The organism is Methylotenera sp. N17, assembly GCF_000799155.1.
In the GTDB taxonomy this organism is placed as follows: domain Bacteria; phylum Pseudomonadota; class Gammaproteobacteria; order Burkholderiales; family Methylophilaceae; genus Methylophilus.
On the sequence record NZ_JUGE01000001.1, the window covers coordinates 778,137 to 794,158 of the forward strand.

General features: G+C 45.5%; 16 protein-coding genes. 12 read left to right on the forward strand and 4 right to left on the reverse strand.

The features are described 5' to 3' along the window. The first annotated feature begins 102 nt into the window (after positions 1-102). From gyrA to FG11_RS03800, 11 genes are all read left to right on the forward strand, one after another. The gene (gene gyrA / locus FG11_RS03755) at positions 103-2,661 is read left to right on the forward strand and encodes a DNA gyrase subunit A (protein ID WP_047533217.1); all 2,559 of its coding nucleotides are present in this window, start codon (positions 103-105) and stop codon (positions 2,659-2,661) included. A gap of 21 nt (positions 2,662-2,682) precedes the next feature. Beyond that, positions 2,683-3,762 (forward strand): 3-phosphoserine/phosphohydroxythreonine transaminase, encoded by a 1,080-nt coding sequence (serC, locus tag FG11_RS03760; protein ID WP_047533220.1) that lies wholly within the window; start codon positions 2,683-2,685, stop codon positions 3,760-3,762. Between the two features lie 12 nt (positions 3,763-3,774). Continuing rightward, positions 3,775-4,875, forward strand: coding sequence for a prephenate dehydratase (pheA, locus tag FG11_RS03765; protein WP_025224091.1), 1,101 nt, complete (start codon positions 3,775-3,777; stop codon positions 4,873-4,875). Between the two features lie 35 nt (positions 4,876-4,910). Continuing rightward, entirely contained in the window at positions 4,911-6,011 is a 1,101-nt protein-coding gene (gene hisC / locus FG11_RS03770) for a histidinol-phosphate transaminase (RefSeq protein ID WP_047533224.1), read from the forward strand. Continuing rightward, positions 6,008-7,108, forward strand: a complete 1,101-nt coding sequence (locus FG11_RS03775; RefSeq protein ID WP_020181742.1) for a 3-deoxy-7-phosphoheptulonate synthase — start codon at positions 6,008-6,010, stop codon at positions 7,106-7,108. Before hisC ends, FG11_RS03775 begins: the two co-directional genes overlap by 4 nt. 140 nt (positions 7,109-7,248) lie before the next feature. After that, positions 7,249-7,320 carry a pyrroloquinoline quinone precursor peptide PqqA gene (pqqA, locus tag FG11_RS13415; RefSeq protein ID WP_012777389.1) on the forward strand — a complete coding sequence of 24 codons (72 nt, stop codon included), beginning with the start codon at positions 7,249-7,251 and terminating at the stop codon, positions 7,318-7,320. Between the two features lie 86 nt (positions 7,321-7,406). Continuing rightward, positions 7,407-8,324 (forward strand): pyrroloquinoline quinone biosynthesis protein PqqB, encoded by a 918-nt coding sequence (gene pqqB / locus FG11_RS03780; RefSeq protein WP_020181743.1) that lies wholly within the window; start codon positions 7,407-7,409, stop codon positions 8,322-8,324. A gap of 9 nt (positions 8,325-8,333) precedes the next feature. Next, the gene (pqqC, locus tag FG11_RS03785; protein ID WP_020181744.1) at positions 8,334-9,095 is read left to right on the forward strand and encodes a pyrroloquinoline-quinone synthase PqqC; all 762 of its coding nucleotides are present in this window, start codon (positions 8,334-8,336) and stop codon (positions 9,093-9,095) included. A gap of 15 nt (positions 9,096-9,110) precedes the next feature. Then, positions 9,111-9,395: a pyrroloquinoline quinone biosynthesis peptide chaperone PqqD gene (gene pqqD / locus FG11_RS03790; RefSeq protein WP_020181745.1), complete on the forward strand. Its 285-nt coding sequence runs from the start codon at positions 9,111-9,113 to the stop codon at positions 9,393-9,395. Positions 9,396-9,418: 23 nt separating this feature from the next. Next, complete coding sequence (pqqE, locus tag FG11_RS03795; protein ID WP_020181746.1) at positions 9,419-10,651, forward strand: pyrroloquinoline quinone biosynthesis protein PqqE; 1,233 nt, start codon at positions 9,419-9,421, stop codon at positions 10,649-10,651. Positions 10,652-10,733: 82 nt separating this feature from the next. Next, positions 10,734-11,936: a multidrug effflux MFS transporter gene (locus FG11_RS03800; RefSeq protein WP_025224093.1), complete on the forward strand. Its 1,203-nt coding sequence runs from the start codon at positions 10,734-10,736 to the stop codon at positions 11,934-11,936. Here FG11_RS03800 and FG11_RS03805 read toward each other — a convergent pair whose 3' ends face one another. Further along, entirely contained in the window at positions 11,937-12,539 is a 603-nt protein-coding gene (locus FG11_RS03805) for a DUF4126 domain-containing protein (RefSeq protein ID WP_025224094.1), read from the reverse strand. Between the two features lie 157 nt (positions 12,540-12,696). Between FG11_RS03805 and FG11_RS03810 the strand changes: the two genes are divergently transcribed. Then, entirely contained in the window at positions 12,697-13,350 is a 654-nt protein-coding gene (locus FG11_RS03810; protein WP_020181749.1) for a hypothetical protein, read from the forward strand. 57 nt (positions 13,351-13,407) lie between these two features. Here FG11_RS03810 and fdxA read toward each other — a convergent pair whose 3' ends face one another. The 3 genes from fdxA to cysD form a co-directional block, all read right to left on the reverse strand. After that, entirely contained in the window at positions 13,408-13,731 is a 324-nt protein-coding gene (fdxA, locus tag FG11_RS03815) for a ferredoxin FdxA (protein ID WP_020181750.1), read from the reverse strand. A gap of 75 nt (positions 13,732-13,806) precedes the next feature. After that, positions 13,807-15,087, reverse strand: coding sequence for a sulfate adenylyltransferase subunit CysN (cysN, locus tag FG11_RS03820; protein WP_047533229.1), 1,281 nt, complete (start codon positions 15,085-15,087; stop codon positions 13,807-13,809). Next, on the reverse strand, positions 15,087-16,019 hold the full coding sequence (cysD, locus tag FG11_RS03825) for a sulfate adenylyltransferase subunit CysD (RefSeq protein ID WP_020181752.1): 933 nt from the start codon (positions 16,017-16,019) through the stop codon (positions 15,087-15,089). Before cysD ends, cysN begins: the two co-directional genes overlap by 1 nt. Positions 16,020-16,022 lie beyond the last annotated feature (3 nt).

The following is a 16,022-nucleotide window of genomic DNA, read 5'->3' on the forward strand; positions in this document are numbered from 1 at the left end:
AATGTAGCCAAACACAGCAGAAACATGAAAACCCTGAGACGATTGGCGCGTTATCATGATAAAATCAGAGGATAAATTTTAACTAAAAAAGCTAGTCTGACTATGAGCCAACCAACTGACCAATTCGCTAAAGAAACCCTGCCTATCAGTCTTGAAGATGAGATGAGACGCTCATACCTTGATTACGCCATGAGCGTGATTGTGGGGCGTGCGCTACCTGATGTGCGCGATGGTTTAAAGCCTGTACATCGACGCGTGTTGTTCGCGATGCATGAGCTATCGAACGACTACAACAAACCTTATAAAAAGTCAGCCCGTATCGTGGGTGATGTGATTGGTAAGTACCACCCGCATGGTGATACCGCTGTGTATGACACCATTGTACGTATGGCGCAGGACTTCTCTTTACGCTACATGTTGGTAGATGGTCAGGGTAACTTTGGTTCTGTGGATGGCGACAACGCGGCGGCGATGCGTTATACCGAAATCCGTATGGCAAAAATCGCACACGAGTTATTAGCTGACATTGATAAAGAAACCGTAGATTTTGGCCCTAACTATGATGGCAGTGAGCATGAGCCGCTGATTATGCCTGCGCGTATTCCTAACCTACTCATCAATGGTAGCTCGGGTATTGCGGTGGGGATGGCGACGAATATCCCACCACACAATCTCAATGAAGTGCTGTCTGCCTGTTTTGCGCTATTAAAGAACCCTGAAACTACGGTTGAAGAGTTGATTGAGTTAGTGCCTGCGCCTGATTTCCCAACAGCCGGTATTATTTACGGCACTGTTGGTGTAAAAGAAGGCTATCGTACTGGCCGTGGTCGTGTGGTCATGCGTGGTCGCACACACTTTGAGGACATGGATAAAGGCGGGCGCCAATCCATTATCATTGATGAGTTGCCCTACCAGGTCAATAAAAAGACACTCATTGAGAAAATTGCCGAATTAGTTAACGAGAAAAAAATCGAAGGCATTTCTGATCTACGTGATGAATCAGACAAATCTGGCATGCGCGTGGTGATTGAACTGAAACGTGGTGAAGTACCTGAAGTAATCCTGAATAATCTCTATAAGCAGACGCAGCTACAAGATACCTTTGGCATGAACATGGTGGCGCTGTTAGATGGCCAACCACGATTGCTTAACCTCAAACAAATGTTAGAGGCCTTCCTGCGTCACCGTCGTGAAGTAGTGACACGCCGTACTGTATTTGAATTACGCAAGGCGCGTGAGCGTGGCCATGTGTTAGAAGGCTTGGCAGTGGCATTGGCCAATGTCGATGACATGATTGCGCTGATCAAAGCAGCACCTACCCCGCCGGAAGCGAAAAAAGACCTGATGGCGCGCACATGGCAGTCGCCAGTAGTAGAAGAAATGCTGAAACGTGCTGCCATGGAGGCATCGCGTCCAGAAGGCTTGTCAGTGGATTTTGGTTTAACGCCAAATGGCTACCGCTTGTCAGAAGTACAAGCGCAAGAAATCTTGCAAATGCGTCTGCAACGCCTGACTGGCTTAGAGCAAGACAAGATTGTGACAGAGTACAAAGAAGTGATGGATGTAATTGCTGATTTGTTGGATATCTTAGCCAATGCGCACCGCGTCACGGCGATTATTACGGACGAACTCTTAGAAATCCAAAAACAATTTGGTGATAAGCGCCGTAGTGAAATTGTGGCAAATGCACAAGATTTATCATTAGAAGATTTAATCTCACCGCAAGATGTGGTGGTGACACTTTCACATACAGGTTACATTAAATCACAACCGCTAGATGAGTATCGCGCACAGAAACGTGGTGGTCGTGGTAAGCAGGCGGCGGCGACTAAAGAAGATGACTTTATCGACAAGATGTTCGTGGCCAATACGCATGATTACATCTTATGTTTCAGTAGCTTAGGCCAAGTGTATTGGCTGAAAGTGTATGAAGTGCCGCAAGGCAGTCGTATCAGTCGCGGTAAGCCGATTGTCAACTTGTTCCCGTTAGAAGAAGGCGAAAAAATCAATGCCATCTTGTCGGTGAAAGAGTTTGATGAGAATCACTTTATTTTCATGGCGACTGCACAAGGTACCGTCAAGAAAACAGCGCTGACTGAATTTGCGAACCCGCGTAAATCCGGCATTATCGCGATCAAATTGGATGATGGCGATTACTTGATTGGTGCCGAAATCACCAATGGTAAAAATGACATTGTCTTGGTGTCCAATGGCGGTAAAGCAGTTTGGTTTACAGAGGATGACGTCAGACCAATGGGTCGTGCGACGCGCGGTGTACGCGGCATGAAATTAGGCGCTAAACAACAAGTGCTGTCATTGTTGATTGCAGAAAATGATCAGCAATCGGTATTGGTGGCGACAGAAAATGGTTACGGTAAACGTACGGTGTTGTCTGAGTTTCGTCATTCTGGTCGTGGTACGCAAGGGGTGAAAGCGATTGCGATTAGTGAGCGTAACGGTACTGCGATTGCTGCAAAACTTGTACGTGAAGATGATGAAATCATGCTCATTACTACCGGTGGCGTGTTGATTCGTACCCGTGTAAAAGAGATTCGCGATATGGGGCGTGCTGCACAAGGCGTGACACTGATTAACTTGGGTGAAGGTGAAAAACTTTCAGGTCTTGAGAAAATTGTAGAAACAGACGACGAAGAAGAATAACGCGAGAGACTGGCATCGGTAATGAAACAGATTTATAACTTTTCAGCAGGCCCGGCAGTATTGCCTAAAGAGGTATTGCAACGCGCGCAAGCAGAAATGCTGGATTGGCACGGTTCAGGCATGAGCGTGATGGAAATGTCACACCGTGGTAAAGAATTTACCAGCATTCTGGAAAAGACCGAAGCGGACTTCCGTACATTATTGAATGTGCCTAGCCAATATAAAGTATTGTTTTTGCAGGGCGGTGCGATTGCTGAAAATGCAATGATCCCGTTAAATCTGCTCAATGGTAAAAGCGCAGATTACGTGGTGACGGGTGCTTGGAGTAAGCGCAGCGTGGAAGATGCGCGCGCTTATGGCGAGATTCGTATCGCAGCGACTAGCGAAGCGAGCAGTTTTACAGAGGTGCCATCGTTTGATACATGGCAGCTCAATCAAGATGCAGCGTACGTCCATATCTGTACCAATGAAACGATCAACGGTGTTGAGTTCGATGGCATCCCCAATACACATGGCGTACCTATCGTTGCTGATATGTCATCACATATTTTATCTCGGCCTGTGGATGTCTCACGTTATGGCGTGATTTATGGTGGAGCACAAAAAAATATCGGCCCAGCTGGTTTATGTATTGTGGTGGTGCATGAAGACTTGTTGAATCAAGCGTCGCCACTGACACCTGCGGTATTTAGTTGGAAAACGCAGGCAGACAACCAAAGCATGATCAACACACCGCCGACCTACAGTATCTATATTGCAGGCTTGGTGTTTGAATGGTTGCTGGCACAAGGTGGTGTAGCCGCTATTGAGCAAAAAAATATCGCAAAAGCTAATTTGCTGTACAACTACTTGGATGGTAGTGATTTTTACTACAATAATATTCAAGTGGCTAACCGCTCCAGAATGAATATTCCATTTAGGCTGCGTAATGAGCAGTTGAATGATGCCTTCTTAAAAGGGGCGGAGGCGCAAGGCTTGCTGCAACTGAAAGGTCACCGTATGGTGGGCGGTATGCGCGCGAGCATCTATAACGCGATGCCGATTGAGGGTGTGCAGGCACTGATTGCCTATATGACTGAGTTTGCAAAACACAACGCCTAAGGTTAAGTGGATATGTCTGATTTACTTAAACAATTTCGCAATCAAATAGATGCGATCGATGACCAGATTCTAGAATTGGTGAATGCGCGCGCGAAATTGGCGCGTGAGATTGGGCATGTCAAACAATCTGGCAATCAAAAAGACGATGGTGTGATTTATCGTCCTGAGCGTGAGGCGCAAATATTACGTCGTTTGCAAGGCCAGAATACTGGTCCGTTGGCTAATGAGGCGGTGAATAATATTTTCCGCGCGGTGATGTCCAATTGCCGTGCTTTAGAAAAAGAGCTCGCCATTGCTTTTCTTGGACCGTTGGGCACTTACAGCGAGGAAGCCGCACTTAAGCAGTTTGGTGAAGGCCGTACCGCCGTCGTGTGTGGCACGATTGATGAGGTGTTTCGCACTGTGCTGGCCGGACAGGCTGACTACGGTGTGGTGCCTGTAGAAAACTCTACAGAAGGCGCGGTTGGACTTACCTTAGATTTGCTCATGGGCACGCCGCTTAAAATCTGTGGGGAAGTGACATTACCTGTGCATCATTGCTTATTGTCTGGGCAATCTGATTTATCCAATATTTCCCACGTATTTTCGCACGGGCAATCGCTTTCTCAATGTCATGAGTGGCTCAATAAAAACTTGCCATTAGCGCAGCGTGAACCTGTGACTAGCAATGCACGTGCTGCGCAAATGATTCATGAATTGGTTGCAAAAGATGGTACGTTTGCCGCGGCAATTGCCAGCAAACGTGCTGCTGAATTGTTCAAACTGAATATTTTGGCTGAAAATATTGAGGACGATACCAAAAATACCACGCGTTTCTTAGTATTGGGTGCGCATGATGTGGCGCCTTCAGGCAAAGATAAAACTTCTTTGGTGATGAGCGCTCAAAACAAACCTGGTGCAGTGTTGCAATTGCTGGAGCCTTTGTCTCGCCATGGTGTCAGCATGACCAAGTTTGAATCGCGGCCATCTAAGCAAACACTATGGGATTATGTGTTTTTTGTGGATATTGAAGGGCATCAACAAGAAGCCGCCATCATGGCTGCGCTGGATGAGATTGCAAAGCAAGCTTCGTTCTTGAAGGTGCTAGGTTCTTATCCAGTAGCCATTGTTTAATTGAAATATTGAGTAAATAGTTAAAAGATTACGTCATGAAAGTATCCAATTTAGCCCCAAATTATGTGCGTGCGATTGCGCCTTATCAAGGTGGTAAGCCTATCAGTGAACTCGCCCGTGAGATGGGCTTGAACGAAGCTGATATTGTAAAACTGGCTTCGAATGAGAACCCGCTTGGCATGAGCCCTAAAGCACAAATGGCAGTCGAAGATGCCATCGCTGATATCGCACGTTATCCAGACGGCAATAGCTTTGCTTTACGCGATGCCGTACGTCAAAAATTCGGTGTGGCTTCCAATCAGATTGTGTTTGGTAATGGCTCCAATGATATTTTAGAGCTGAGTGCACGCGCATTCTTAAGTCCAGGTGATGAGGTGATTTTTTCGCAGCACGCGTTTGCTGTTTATCCACTGGTGACGCAAGCGGTAGGTGCGACGGGTGTGATTGTCCCTGCAAAAGCATTTGGGCATGATTTAGATGGCTTTTTAGCGGCCATTACCCCTAAAACCCGTTTGATTTTTGTAGCAAACCCGAATAACCCAACCGGTACTTTGATTGCCAAAGATGTGCTGTATGCATTCTTAAAACAAGTGCCTGCACATGTGTTGGTGGTATTGGATGAAGCTTATGATGAGTACTTATCAGCACAGCATAAATCAGAAGCGATTGCTTGGTTAAACGAGTTTGATCAATTGATCATTTCACGCACTTTTTCAAAAGCCTATGGTTTAGCAGGCTTAAGGGTGGGGTTTGGTTTAATGCATGCGGATGTGGCCGATATTTTGAATCGTGTACGTCAGCCATTTAATGTGAATTCGATTGCACAAGCCGCCGCGATTGCTTCATTAGCGGATGAAGATTTTGTAGAGAAAAGTTATGCGGCCAATCAAGCGGGCATGGTGCAGTTGACGCAAGGGCTTTCCAAGTTAGGGCTTGGTTTTATTCCATCATTTGCTAATTTTATCAGCGTGAAAGTGCCCAATGCGGCCAATGTGAATCAGCAATTATTGCAAAAAGGTGTCATTGTGAGACCGGTTGCTAATTATGAGATGCCAGATTATTTACGAGTAAGCATTGGTTTGTTTAGCGAAAATGCACGCTTTTTACAGGTGCTAGAAGAAATATTGAAACCATGACTGAACAAGAAAAAATGCGTTACGAAAAGTTAGCGACAGATGATGTCCGCATTCGCGAGATCAAGCCGCTGGTGACGCCATTGGTGTTGTTAGAGCGCATGAAAGAAAGTGCGAGTACGACGCAAAATATTTTGGAGACGCGTGCCGCTATCCATCGTATTTTGCACCAAGCGGATGATCGCCTGTTAGTGATTGTGGGACCATGCTCGATTCATGATACAGAAGCAGGTATGGAGTATGCACGCCGTTTATTAGAAGTGCGCAAACAACTCAGCGCAGACTTACTCATTGTGATGCGCGTGTATTTTGAAAAGCCTCGTACTACCGTGGGTTGGAAGGGATTGATTAATGATCCCCACCTAGATGGTACCTACGACATCAATGAAGGGTTATCCCGTGCGCGTAAATTCTTGCTGGATGTGAATGAGATTGGCATGCCAGCAGGTGCTGAGTTTTTAGATACCATTACCCCACAATACACGGCGGATTTAGTGAGTTGGGGGGCTATTGGGGCACGCACGACAGAATCACAAGTGCATCGTGAGTTGGCGTCTGGCTTATCTTGCCCGGTAGGGTTTAAAAATGGCACAGATGGCAGCGTGCGTGTGGCGATTGATGCCATTAAAACTGCGGCAAGTCCTCATCATTTCTTGTCTGTGACCAAAGAAGGGCAGTCAGCCATTATTGCCACTACTGGCAATGAAGATTGCCACGTGATTTTACGTGGTGGTAAACACCCTAACTATGATGCAAAAAGTGTAGAGGCTGCTTGTGATAATTTAGCCGATGCAGGCTTGGCACCACTGTTGATGATTGATTGCAGTCACGCCAACAGCCAGAAGCAGTATGAATTGCAAAAAGAAGTGGCCAAAGACGTAGCTAACCAGGTGGCCAATGGCGATGCGCGTATCATTGGTTTAATGGTGGAATCACACTTAAATGCGGGACGTCAGGAACACACGCCGGGTTGCACGCTGGCTTATGGGCAATCCATTACTGATGCTTGTTTGGGCTGGCAGGACAGCGTACAAGTTTTAGAAGGGCTTGCAGAAGCTGTACGCAAAAGGCGCCAAAAAAGGCTGAGCGAAGAGGTTTAATCGTCTCGTTTCGTCAGCATCATGAAAATCACTAGCCGTTAATCATTGAAGCTTGCAGGGCGCTAGGTGAACGACTCCGTATAGTGTCAATCTTACTAGTACATCAATAAGATGTTAACTTATTAAATTTGGAGATGATTATGTGGACAACCCCAGCAGCTACAGAAATGCGTTTTGGCTTTGAAGTGACTATGTACGTCATGAACAAGTAATTGTTCCGTACCAAAGGCTGCCTAATCAGGCAGCCTTTTTTACATCTTTATAATACTTAATTACTACTGTTAAAGAAATTGAATTCATGCATATACACGTACTAGGTGCCGCAGCAGGCGGTGGTTTCCCGCAATGGAACTGTAATTGTTTCAATTGCGATGGTTTGCGCAAGGGCACGATTAAAGCCACTAAGCGTACACAGTCTTCCATTTGCGTCAGCGGCGATGGTGTGAACTGGGTATTGTTTAATGCCTCACCTGATGTGTTGCAGCAAATTCAAGACTTTGCACCATTGCAGCCGGGCCGTGCGATTCGCGATTCTGGTATTCAAGCGATTATCTTGATAGATGCGCAGATTGACCACACCACAGGTTTGTTTATGTTGCGTGAAGGTAAAGTGAAGCGTGAAATTTACTGTACAGACATGGTGTATGAGGATTTAACCAGTGGTAATCAAATATTGAACATTTTGGGTCACTACTGCGGTATCAATCGCCATGATGTACCCATTGATGGCAACACTAGTTTTGAAATCCCTAACGTACCAAACTTACGATTCACTGCAGTAGCACTCAAAAGTGCGGCACCTCCCTATTCACCACATCGTAATGATCCGCATCCAGGTGATACGATTGGTGTATTGATTGAAGAGATCAGTACCGGTAAAAAATGCTGGTATTCCCCTGGCTTGGGTGAGATCGAACCGCACTTGCCACCATTGATGAGCCAAGCGGACTGTATTATGGTTGATGGTACCTTTTGGACGAACACCGAGATGATCGATATGGGCTTGATGACGAAAACTGCACGCAGTATTGGCCATAATCCACAGTCGGGTGAAGGTGGTATGATTGAAAAGCTAAATGAATTTGGAGATGTGCGTAAAGTATTGATTCATATCAATAATACCAATCCTATTTTAAGAGAGGATTCTGCCGAGCGCGCCATCTTAGACACACATAAGATAGAGGTAGCGTATGACGGTATGGACATTATTCTCTAGGAGACAGACATGAATGCACTCACAAAAGACCAACTCCCTTGGACTCGCGAAGAGTTTGAGGATAAGTTACGCCAAAAAGGGCAGGGTTATCATATTTACCATCCGTTTCATGTGATGATGTACGAAGGTAAGTTAACTAAAGAGCAATTGCAATGTTGGGTGGCAAACCGTTTTTACTATCAAATTGCCATTCCAATGAAAGATGCCGCGATTCTGTCTAACTGCCCGGATAAAGAAGTACGCAAGCAGTGGATCGTACGCATTACCGACCACGATGGAGTGGATGGTCAAGTCGGTGGTATTGAGGCTTGGATTCAATTGGGCGAGGCTGTGGGGTTAACACGTGAGCAAGTAACAAGCTTAGACATGGTTAGCCCTGGGGTACGTTTTGCCGTGGATGCATACATCAATTTTGCAAAACAACGCTCATGGCAAGAGTCGGTCTGTTCAAGCTTAACAGAACTATTTGCACCACATATTCACCAGCAACGCATTAGCTCATGGCCGACCATGTATCCTTGGATCAAAGAAGAGGGCTTGTCTTACTTTAAAAAACGCCTGACAGAGGCGCGCCGTGATGTAGAGCAAGGCTTAGGCGTGACATTGGACTACTTTAGTACATCACGCGAAATGCAAATGAAAGCATTGGAAATCTTACAATTTAAACTCAATGTACTTTGGGTGATTGCCGATTCCATTATGTTGGCATCTACAGACATCAAAACGGAAGGACGTGACTACTTGCGTCAACCAGTGATTCATTTTGATTAATAAAAGATAAGCGCTATGGAAAATAATATTCAGCCTACAGATATTTACGCATTGGCATTTCATCATCGCTTCCAATGGGAAGAAGCACAAAATAGCTATGTGATACTTTTTCCAGAAGGCATGGTCAAACTACATGGGGGTGCTGGAGAAGTGATTAAACGCTTAGATGGTAAAGCTACTGTAGCGGATGTTGTAGCTGACTTAAAAGCGACATTTCCTGATGCACAAGAGATTGAAAAAGATATTATCGGCATGTTTGAATTGGCTGTTAGTAAAGCCTGGTTAAGAAAAGTGAATTAGGCAGGCTTTAAAGGAGTAGCAAAATGACACAAGCTTCATTAGGTGATTCAGTCGTACAAAAAGAGGTGCACGCCCAACAGCAAAATAATGGCGTAGCTGCCAATATTACGCATACACAACCTTTGTGGCTGTTGGCAGAGGTGACGTATCGTTGCCCGCTACATTGCGCCTTTTGCTACAACCCAACCGATTACGATAAGCATACACAAAACGAACTATCAACTGAACAGTGGATTCAGGCCTTACGTGATGCACGTAAGATGGGTGCGATTCAGCTTGGTATCTCTGGTGGTGAGCCATTATTGCGTGACGATATTGAAGATATCGTGATTGAGGCGAAGAAGTTGGGCTACTACAGTAACTTGATTACTTCCGGTGTGGGTCTGACTGAAAAACGCATTCAAGCGTTTAAAGAAGGTGGCTTGGATCATATTCAATTATCGATGCATGACATTACCGAAGAAATTAATAACTTCATTACCAACACTAGAACATTTGAGTTGAAGAAAAAAGTAGCTGCGATGATTAAAAATCATGGCTACCCAATGGTGCTGAATGTAGTGATTCATCGCTATAACATCGGCCATATCAAAGAAATTTTGGAGATGGCAGAAGCCTTGGGCGCTGACTATGTCGAGCTGGCCAATACGCAGTATTACGGCTGGTCTTTGGTAAATCGTAGCCAATTGATGCCATTGAAAGAGCAAATTGATGAAGCCGAGCGCATCACCAATGAGTTCCGCCAAAAAGTAGGCAATAAGATGAAAATCTTCTTTGTGGTGCCAGATTACTTTGGCAACCGTCCAAAAAAATGTATGAACGGCTGGGGTGAGGTGTTCATGATTGTGACAGCAAATGGTGATGTGTTGCCATGCCACTCTGCGCGCGTATTGCCAGGGATAGAGTTTCCGAATGTCCGCGAAAAAGGCTTGGAGTGGGCATGGAAGGACTCGCCTGCGTTCAATAAATACCGCGGTGATGATTGGATGAAGGAGCCATGTAGAAGCTGCCCTGAAAAAGAAAACGATTTAGGCGGATGCCGGTGTCAGGCTTTCTTGCTAAGCGGTGATGCAGAAAGTGCAGACCCGGTATGTTCACTATCTCCTAATCACCACCTAATTGAGCAAGCGATTGAAGAATCCAAAAATCCGCAGATTCAAGCGCAACCGATTATCTTTAGAACCGATAAAAATTCTAAAAAATATGCGAGTGGTGAGTCTAATGAACGGGTCGAAGCCTTTCACGCTTTGCCATAAGTACATCATTTCAAGGCTATAATAAAGGGCGCTGATAGGCGCCTTTTTTATTCAAGTATTCTAGTCAAGAGCAGATTTTAATTTGAAAACACATTCTATTTTTCTCGTCTATGTATTGGCCGCATTGGCTGCGCTCGCACCATTTGCCATTGATACGTATCTACCGGCATTTCATGTCATGGGCGCAGAATTAGCTACATCAGACTTACATATTCAACAAAGTCTCACCTTTTACCTGTTACCTTATGCTGCCATGACGTTATGGCATGGCGCAATCTCGGACGCGATTGGACGCATCACTACGATCAAATGGGGCTTAGGTATATTTGTGCTGGCCAGCATTGGCTGCGCGTTTGCACCCAATGTGGAAACGCTTTGGTTTTTTAGAGCCTTACAAGGTGCCAGTGGTGGGGCAGGTAATACCGTTGCACGTGCCATGGTGCGCGATTTATTTGAAGGCGCACAAGCTCAGCGCGTGATGGCAACCGTACAAATGCTGTTTGGCATTGCCCCAGCTGTGGCGCCTATTATTGGAGGCTTCTTGCTGGGAATTCACTGGCAAGCCATTTTTATATTTCTAGCCATCTACGCTGCACTTACGCTGTGGGCTTCGGTGAAGTTTTTACCCGAGACCATGCCCAGCGAAAAGCGTACTCAGCTATCGGCACGTAGCGTGCTCAAAAGCTATAAAACGATATATAAAGACATGGAGTTTGCCAAGCTAGTGACCGCGATTGGTGCCAACTTCTCTGGTTTTTTTATTTATGTATTGGCTAGTCCGGTATTTTTAGGCAAGCACCTCGGCTTGTCACCTCAGCAATATGGTTATTTATTTGTCCCCACGGTGACCGGTATGATCATCGGCTCTTATTTGGCAAAACGTGCGGCAGGTCGATACTCTGCCTCTCTGGTAGTGCGGTGGGCTTACGGATGGATGCTGGCACTGGCACTCGTCAATCTTACGGTATGTTATGTGCTGCCAGTGGCGGTGATGACCAATATTCTACCGATTGCACTATTTAACATTGGCATGGCCATGTGCATGCCGGTGTTATCGATTGCTGCGCTGGATCGCCATCCAAGAATTCGCGGTACTGCAGCCTCTGCACAAGCGTTTATGCAAATGCTCTTATCTACCGTGTCGGCTGGTATTGTGGTGCCGTTCGTCTGGTTTTCACCACTAGGGTTGGCTTGGGCGATGGCGGTGTACCTTGTATTGGGTTGGGTGCTAGTGCGCAAAACGCAGTTATGGGAGCCAAAAGCAAACACTGCTGTTGAACACTAGTTATTGAGTATTAACGCCCAGTATCTGCATTATTTTGTGTAGCATTAGGGTGATGCCACGCCAGAGTTTAGGCAGCATCCATAACATACCCAGTACAAATAGCAGTAGCACGCCTACAAACACTACGGGGTGGGCAAGTGCCAGCCAGCCGCCACTCAGCCATAAACCATCCTCACCAAATGATGTCGTGATATTGCTGACAGGCTCAGGAGATGTATTGATGAGTGCACGGCTGCCGGCTTTGGTGACATGCGTAATCCCCGTGAGTGATCCTCCGAGCAAAGCCGCAATTGCTGCCATCATCGGGTCGCTTGCATTCATGGCGCCCATGGCAAGGTAGGCACCTGCCGGAATCCGAACAAACGTTTGGATGCTATCCCAGACACTATCTACATAAGGGATTTTGTCTGCAAGAAACTCCACTATCATCAAAATACCAGCTACACCAATCACCACAGGATGGCGCAATATATCAAGCGTTTGGGGTAACTGTAAGTATTCGTAGCGGCTTAATAAACCTACTGCAAATACGGTTGCATACAGGCGAAATCCGCTGGCCCAGCTTAATCCACTGGCTAATGCAAAGCTAGAAATTGCATCCATAACGCCCTTTTGTTCCACAGATTCATAGACAACAACCCTTGTTAGTATAACGATTAATAGTTTTAGACCAATCAAGTTTAAAGCTTTGAGGTCGATATAAACTTAAATAGAGAAGAAGTGTAACCATTTCTTTAGATACGCGACAAGGGAGTTTGACATGAGTACACGTGAACAAGATGCATTAAAAGCCTATTTGAATTTACTGGAACGCAAAGGCGTGCCAGAAGTGAAATTGATTCAACGCCAATATATTATTTTACGTTTAGTGCCGTTTATCGAGCACATTGAGCTAGACGGTTTACATTACCGCGAAGCAGTAGATCAGCTATTCAAAAAACTAGATCATGCTGAATGGGCAATCTGTATTCCAGTTATTCGCGATTATTTCTCATTTTGGGTCAAAGACATCAAAGCCATTGCTGGTATGAATCAAGATCACGCATTTGAAGCCAATGCTAAAACTTGGCAACCTGAAACACGTAACTTAAAAGAGTTATGGGAATCATTGGATAAAGTGACATTGACCAATGTAGAGGTGAAACCATTAGAAACCTATGAAAATGCGCTGCGTAGCCGTGGTGCAGATGATTTGTTTATTGATACACGTCGTAAACTGGCTAAATTGTTATTGCTCAGATTGCGTGATGTACCACATAAACAGCCTAATGCGTACCGCAAAGTGATGGAGGCGAACCTGCCATTGTTCACGACAGATGAAACGCACCACACGTTTTTGAATGTGGGTAGAGAGTTTTACTATTTCTGGAAAGGTGATGGTAATGCGCAGCATCAGCTAGCCATGGCCGCATAAGGGTAGTTGCACAAATAAAAAAGGAGACCGATGGTCTCCTTTTTTATTTAGATTTTGTTACTCAATCAACAATTCAGCTTTGCCTGGTACGCCATTCATTGCATCTGCATCCTCTAACGGTGCTTTTCTTGCGCTGATGACTGGCCATACTTTTGCTAGTCTTGCATTGATTTCGATAAACTCCTGTTGGTCTGCGGGCACGTCATCTTCTGCAAAAATCGCTTCGGCCGGGCATTCTGCCACGCATAATGTGCAATCAATACACTCGTCTGGATTAATCGCCAAAAAGTTTGGGCCTTCGACAAAGCAATCTACCGGACATACGTCTACGCAGTCGGTAAATTTACATTGAATACAATTTTCAGTGACGACATAAGTCATTATTTATTCCTTTACAGCTTTTAAAAGCCTAAAACATTATTTTATTAGATTTAATCATTGAACGATAGTCTGGACTTAGACAATCATCCCAGCGCCTACCGTGTTATTTGTGCTTTCATCGATTACAATAAAAGCGCCCGTCGCACGGTTAGATTTATAACTGTCTACCATCAACGGTTGTGCCAATTTAAAGGTGAGTCGCGCAATGTCGTTCATTTTTAAATCTGCAGTAGGTTGTTGCTCTAGTGTGTTCACATCCACTTTGTATTGAATCGCGCCGATTTTGGCTTTTGACTCACGCGTGGTATGACGCACAATATAAGTGCGGGCAGGGGAGAGCGGTGTTTCAGACAGCCAGCATACAAACGCTTCTATTTGTTTGACTGGCTCTGGCGCTTCACTTGTTTTTACAATCATGTCGCCACGGGAAGTATCGATTTCATCTTCCAGCAAAAGCGTCACACTTTGTTCAGTTTGCGCGCTTTCCAATTGTGTCTCGCCTAATTGGATGGCTTTCACTTTAGACTGATACCCGTTAGGTAGCACCGTCACAGCATCGCCTACTGCAATATTACCTGACTCAATGCGACCCATAAATCCACGGAAATCGTGTAAATCGGCATCGGCACTTGCGTGTGGGCGGCAGACAAATTGCACTGGGAAACGGAATTGCTCAGATTGCTCTGTATGTGCAGCCGGTGCTTTTTCTAGCATCTCCAGCAAGGTCTCGCCAGTATACCAAGGCATGCTGTCTAAACGGTCAACTAACATATCGCCATTCAGTGCAGACATTGGGATAAAGCGGATGTCTCTTGCTGCTGCAAATCCAATCTCTTCTGCAAACTGTAAATAGTCGGCACAAATTTTGTCGTATACAGCTTGGTCGTAATTCACCAAATCCATTTTATTCACTGCAACCACAATATGCGGAATGCCTACCAAATGTGCCAAATAGCTGTGACGACGCGTTTGTGTCAGTACGCCTTTACGCGCATCGATCAAAATAATCGCTAGATTAGCAGTGGATGCTGCTGTCACCATATTACGGGTGTATTGCTCATGGCCAGGTGCATCGGCAATGATGTATTTGCGTGTGCCGGTACTGAAATAGCGGTAGGCCACGTCAATGGTAATGCCTTGCTCGCGCTCTGCTTGTAAGCCATCGGTCAGCAAAGATAAATCCACAGCTTCCATGCCACGTTTTTTAGACGTGTTAGAAATTTGTGTCAGCGTATCAGCCAAGATGGTTTTGGTATCAAACAGCAAACGACCAATTAAAGTGCTTTTGCCGTCATCAACGCTACCACATGTCATGAAGCGTAATAAAGAATCATTGTGTTGCATATGGTTACTCATTAGAAATACCCCTCTTTCTTGCGTTGCTCCATCGAAGCATCAGAGGTTTGATCATCTAAACGCGTAGCGCCGCGCTCAGTAATGGTAGTGGTCGCTGTTTCCAGCACAATTTTGCTGACGTTATCTGCATCTGAAAGTACTGGCGCTGTGCAGGTGATGTCGCCTACGGTTCTAAAGCGTACTTGCATATTGATGATTTCTTCACCGGCTTTAGGTACGTTAATCACTTCGCCACTGGTTAATGCTACATTGGCGGGCATCATGGCACCACCGCGCATAATTATGTCGCGTTGATGCGAAAAGTAAATGCTAGGTAAGCCTAAGTTTTCACGTTCAATGTATTGCCAAACATCCATCTCTGTCCAGTTGGAAATCGGGAAGGCACGAATGTTTTCACCTTTGTGTGAACGTGCGTTATACAGGTTCCATAGTTCAGGACGTTGATTTTTTGGATCCCATTGACCAAACTCATCGCGGAAACTCATGATGCGTTCTTTGGCACGTGCTTTTTCTTCATCGCGTCGTGCACCGCCAATACAACAATCAAAACCAAACTCCTCAATCGCTTCTAGCAATGTCACAGACTGGTGTTTATTGCGTGGTTCGTCCGGTGTTTTGAGTACGACGGTACCGCGTTTCATCGAATCTTCAACTGAACGCACAATCAGGCGCTCACCCAATTCAGCCGCACGCTGGTCACGGAAATTAATCACTTCTTGATAGTTGTGACCGGTATCAATATGCATAAGCGGAAATGGGAAGCGACCTGGGCGAAATGCTTTTTCTGCCAAGCGCAAAATGCACAGAGAATCTTTTCCGCCCGAGAATAGCAACACAGGGTTAGAGCATTGTCCGGCCACTTCACGCAAAATGTGAATGGCTTCGGCTTCCAGCCAATCAAGATGGCTTAGCGTTTTTTGAGATGTAGTCATAGT

Coding starts and splice junctions, on each gene's coding strand:
- pheA (WP_025224091.1), top strand. CDS start 3,775: ATGTCTGATTTACTTAAACAATTTCGCAATCAAATAGATGCGATCGAT.
- pqqB (WP_020181743.1), top strand. CDS start 7,407: ATGCATATACACGTACTAGGTGCCGCAGCAGGCGGTGGTTTCCCGCAA.
- FG11_RS03805 (WP_025224094.1), bottom strand. CDS start 12,539: ATGGATGCAATTTCTAGCTTTGCATTAGCCAGTGGATTAAGCTGGGCC.
- FG11_RS03810 (WP_020181749.1), top strand. CDS start 12,697: ATGAGTACACGTGAACAAGATGCATTAAAAGCCTATTTGAATTTACTG.
- cysN (WP_047533229.1), bottom strand. CDS start 15,087: ATGAGTAACCATATGCAACACAATGATTCTTTATTACGCTTCATGACA.
- FG11_RS03775 (WP_020181742.1), top strand. CDS start 6,008: ATGACTGAACAAGAAAAAATGCGTTACGAAAAGTTAGCGACAGATGAT.
- pqqC (WP_020181744.1), top strand. CDS start 8,334: ATGAATGCACTCACAAAAGACCAACTCCCTTGGACTCGCGAAGAGTTT.
- pqqD (WP_020181745.1), top strand. CDS start 9,111: ATGGAAAATAATATTCAGCCTACAGATATTTACGCATTGGCATTTCAT.
- hisC (WP_047533224.1), top strand. CDS start 4,911: ATGAAAGTATCCAATTTAGCCCCAAATTATGTGCGTGCGATTGCGCCT.
- pqqE (WP_020181746.1), top strand. CDS start 9,419: ATGACACAAGCTTCATTAGGTGATTCAGTCGTACAAAAAGAGGTGCAC.
- gyrA (WP_047533217.1), top strand. CDS start 103: ATGAGCCAACCAACTGACCAATTCGCTAAAGAAACCCTGCCTATCAGT.
- fdxA (WP_020181750.1), bottom strand. CDS start 13,731: ATGACTTATGTCGTCACTGAAAATTGTATTCAATGTAAATTTACCGAC.
- cysD (WP_020181752.1), bottom strand. CDS start 16,019: ATGACTACATCTCAAAAAACGCTAAGCCATCTTGATTGGCTGGAAGCC.
- serC (WP_047533220.1), top strand. CDS start 2,683: ATGAAACAGATTTATAACTTTTCAGCAGGCCCGGCAGTATTGCCTAAA.